The sequence below is a fragment of the Sinorhizobium arboris LMG 14919 genome, from assembly GCF_000427465.1.
Lineage (GTDB): Bacteria > Pseudomonadota > Alphaproteobacteria > Rhizobiales > Rhizobiaceae > Sinorhizobium > Sinorhizobium arboris.
This window is the reverse complement of sequence record NZ_KE386497.1, coordinates 796,322-799,691: the sequence shown is the minus strand read 5'-3', so window position 1 is coordinate 799,691 and position 3,370 is coordinate 796,322. Positions and strand designations below refer to the sequence as shown.

Genomic DNA, 3,370 nt, shown 5'->3' with positions numbered 1-3,370 from the left:
GATCATTGGACCTGCCGGGGCTGCGGGTGGAGGCTGCAGGCGAGGGGCTCGATCAGGTCAAGTTCGATCTGGAGCTCGACCTTCGCGAAGAGGGCGAGGTGATCGCCGGAACGTTTGGCTATGCCACGGCGCTGTTCGACCGGGCGACGATCGAGCGGCAGCGCAGCTATCTGCTGGCGCTGCTGCGGGCGATGGTTGCCGATGTCGGGCAGTCGGTCGGCCGCATCGACATCCTGCCGGCGGACGAGCGTCGCTATGTGCTGGAGGAACTGAACCGGACGGAAGCGGAGTACCCGTCGGAGCTTTGCGTCCACGAGCTGTTCGAGGCGCAGGTGCGCCGGGCGCCGGACGCGGTGGCGGTGGTCCATGAGGATGAAGAGCTGAGCTATGGCGAGCTCAACGCCCGGGCCAACCGTCTGGCCCATCATCTGATCGGGCTTGGGGTCAAACCGGACGAGCGCATTGCGATCTGCGTCGAGCGCAGCCCGGCGATGGTGGTGGGGCTGCTGGCGATCCTGAAAGCGGGCGGCGCCTATGTGCCGCTCGATCCGGCCTATCCGTCCGGCCGCCTGCGGCAGGTGCTCGACGATGCCGCCCCGCGGCGGCTGCTGTGCGATGCCGCCGGCCGCGAAGCGCTGGGCGCCGAGGCACTCGCCAATGTGACGGCGGTCGATCTCGGCGCGGCCACCCCGGCCTGGGCGGAACTGCCGGCGTCGGATCCCGACCCGCATGCCCTCGGCCTGACCTCCAGCCATCTCGCCTATGTCATCTACACCTCCGGCTCCACCGGAACGCCAAAGGGAGCACAGAATGAGCATCGCGCTATCATCAATCGCCTGGCCTGGATGCAGCAAGCCTACGCTCTCAAGGCAACTGACGTCGTCTTGCAGAAGACCCCATTTGGCTTCGATGTCTCGGCCTGGGAGTTCTTCTGGACCTTGCTTGAAGGGGCCAGCCTCGTATTGGCACCTCCGGCTGCACACAAAGACCCCGACGCGCTTATAGACTTGATAATCAACCAACGCATCACCACTGCACACTTTGTACCCTCCATGTTGGTCAGCTTTATCGATGCAAAGGGTGTCGACCGCTGCACATCGCTGCAGCGTCTCCTGTGCAGTGGCGAGGCGCTTCCCGCCTCTCTTGTGCGCAAGGCTAGACGCGTATTGCCTTGGACTGGCCTGCACAATCTATACGGTCCCACGGAAGCTGCCATCGACGTTACAGCCTGGAACTGCCCCGATGACTTTGACGGGACAATTGTCCCGATCGGCCGTCCGATATCGAACACGCGGGTGTACCTGCTGGACGCTTTTGGTGCGCCCGTGCCGTTCGGGGCGGTGGGCGAGCTCTATATCGGCGGGGCAGGCGTGGCGCGCGGCTACCTTAACCGGCCGGAGCTGACGGCGGAGCGGTTCATCGCGAGTGCCTTTGTCGAAGGCGACCGTCTCTACCGGACCGGCGACCTGGCGCGCTATCTGCCAGATGGCAACCTCGAGTTCCTGGGCCGCAACGACGAGCAGGTGAAGATCCGCGGCTTCCGCATCGAGCCGGGCGAGATCGCCGCCCGGCTCTGCGAGCACGAGCGGGTGCGCGAGGCGGTGGTGGTGGCGCGGGACGACCGCGCCGGCGACAAGCGGCTCGTCGCCTATGTGGTTGCGAAGGCGGCGGACGGGTCGGACGAGGCGAATGGCGTGGAGCTTGCCGCGGCGTTGCGGGCGCATCTCGGTGGCCTGCTGCCGGACTACATGGTGCCGGCCGCCTTCGTGCGGCTGGACGCACTGCCGCTGACGCCGAACGGCAAGCTCGATCGCAAGGCGCTGCCGGCCCCTGCCGACGATGCCTATGCGCGCACCGCCTATGAAGCGCCGCAGGGTGCGATCGAGACGCTGCTGGCGGGGATCTGGGCAGAGCTGCTCGGGGTCGAGCGGGTCGGCCGCCACGATAACTTCTTCGAGCTCGGCGGTCACTCATTGCTGGCAGTGCAACTGATGGAGCGGCTGCGGCGGCAGTCGCTCGGGGTCGAGGTGCGCACCCTGTTCGCCAGGCCGGTGCTTTGCGATCTCGCCGCAAGCCTTGGCAGCCACCACGAGGTGGCGGTGCCGGCCAACCGGATCACCGAAGAGAGTGAGGCGATCACGCCAGAGATGCTGCCGCTGATCGATCTGACCCAGGAGGAGATCGACCGGATCGTGTCGACGGTTCCCGGCGGCGTCGGCAACATCCAGGATATCTATGGCCTGTCGCCGCTGCAGGACGGCATTCTGTTCCACCATCTGCTGGCAACCGAGGGCGATCCCTATCTGCTGGTCTCGCAGATGGCCTTTGCCGATCGCGGTCTGCTGGATCGCTACCTTGCGGCGGTTCAACAGGTGGTCGACCGCCATGACATCCTGCGCACCGCCTTTGTCTGGCAGGGTCTGTCGAGCCCGGCGCAGGTTGTGTGGCGCAAGGCGCCGCTGGCGGTGAGCGAGGTCGAGCTGGAGGAAGATGGCGGTCTCGGCCACGAGCAGCTGAAGCGCCGCTTCGATCCGCGCCAGCATCGCATCGATCTTGGCCAGGCGCCCTTGTTGCGCTTCGTGATCGCGCGCGAGCCTGGCAGCGAGCGCTGGCTGCTTCTGGAGCTGCAGCATCATCTGATCGGCGATCACACGACGGCCGAAGTGATGCATGCCGAGGTCCAGGCGGTTCTCGAGGGACGCGTGCATGCGCTTGATGCGCCGCAGCCGTTCCGCAATCTGGTGGCGCAGGCGCGGCTTGGCATGGATGCCAAGGCGCATGAGGAGTTCTTCCGGAAGATGCTCGCCGATATCGACGAGCCGACCCTGCCGTTCGGGCTGAGCGAGGTGCGCGGCGATGGCCGAGGATCCAGCGAGGCACGGCGGATGCTGCCGCCGGCGCTCAACGATCGGCTGCGCGAACAGGCGCGGCGGCTGGGGGTGAGCCTGGCGAGCCTTTGCCATCTGGCCTGGGGCCAGGTGGTGGCGCGGAGCAGCGGCCGCGAGCAGGTGGTGTTCGGCACGGTGCTGTTCGGCCGCATGCATGCGGGCTCCGGCGCCGACCGGACGATGGGCCTGTTCATCAACACCCTGCCTGTGCGGCTCGACCTCGACGGAACCGGGGTTGCGGCGAGCGTGCAGGCCACACATGCGCGGCTTTCCGAACTGCTCGCGCACGAGCATGCCTCGCTCGCCTTGGCGCAACGCTGCAGCGGCGTTGCAGCTCCGGTGCCGCTGTTCGGCGCGCTGTTGAACTACCGTCACAACACCCCGGCCGCCGGCTCGACAACCAATGAGGACCTGTCGGGCATCGAGTGGCTGGGGAGCGAGGAACGCACCAATTATCCCGTGACGCTGGCGGTGGAGGATTT

Annotated in this window: 1 protein-coding gene; it reads left to right on the top strand. The window is 66.7% G+C overall.

Going from position 1 to position 3,370, the window contains the following annotated elements; all coding sequences use genetic code 11:
* The coding region (locus SINAR_RS01000000134585) for a non-ribosomal peptide synthetase (protein WP_033058535.1) at positions 1–3,370 on the top strand (3,370 nt) is incomplete at both ends.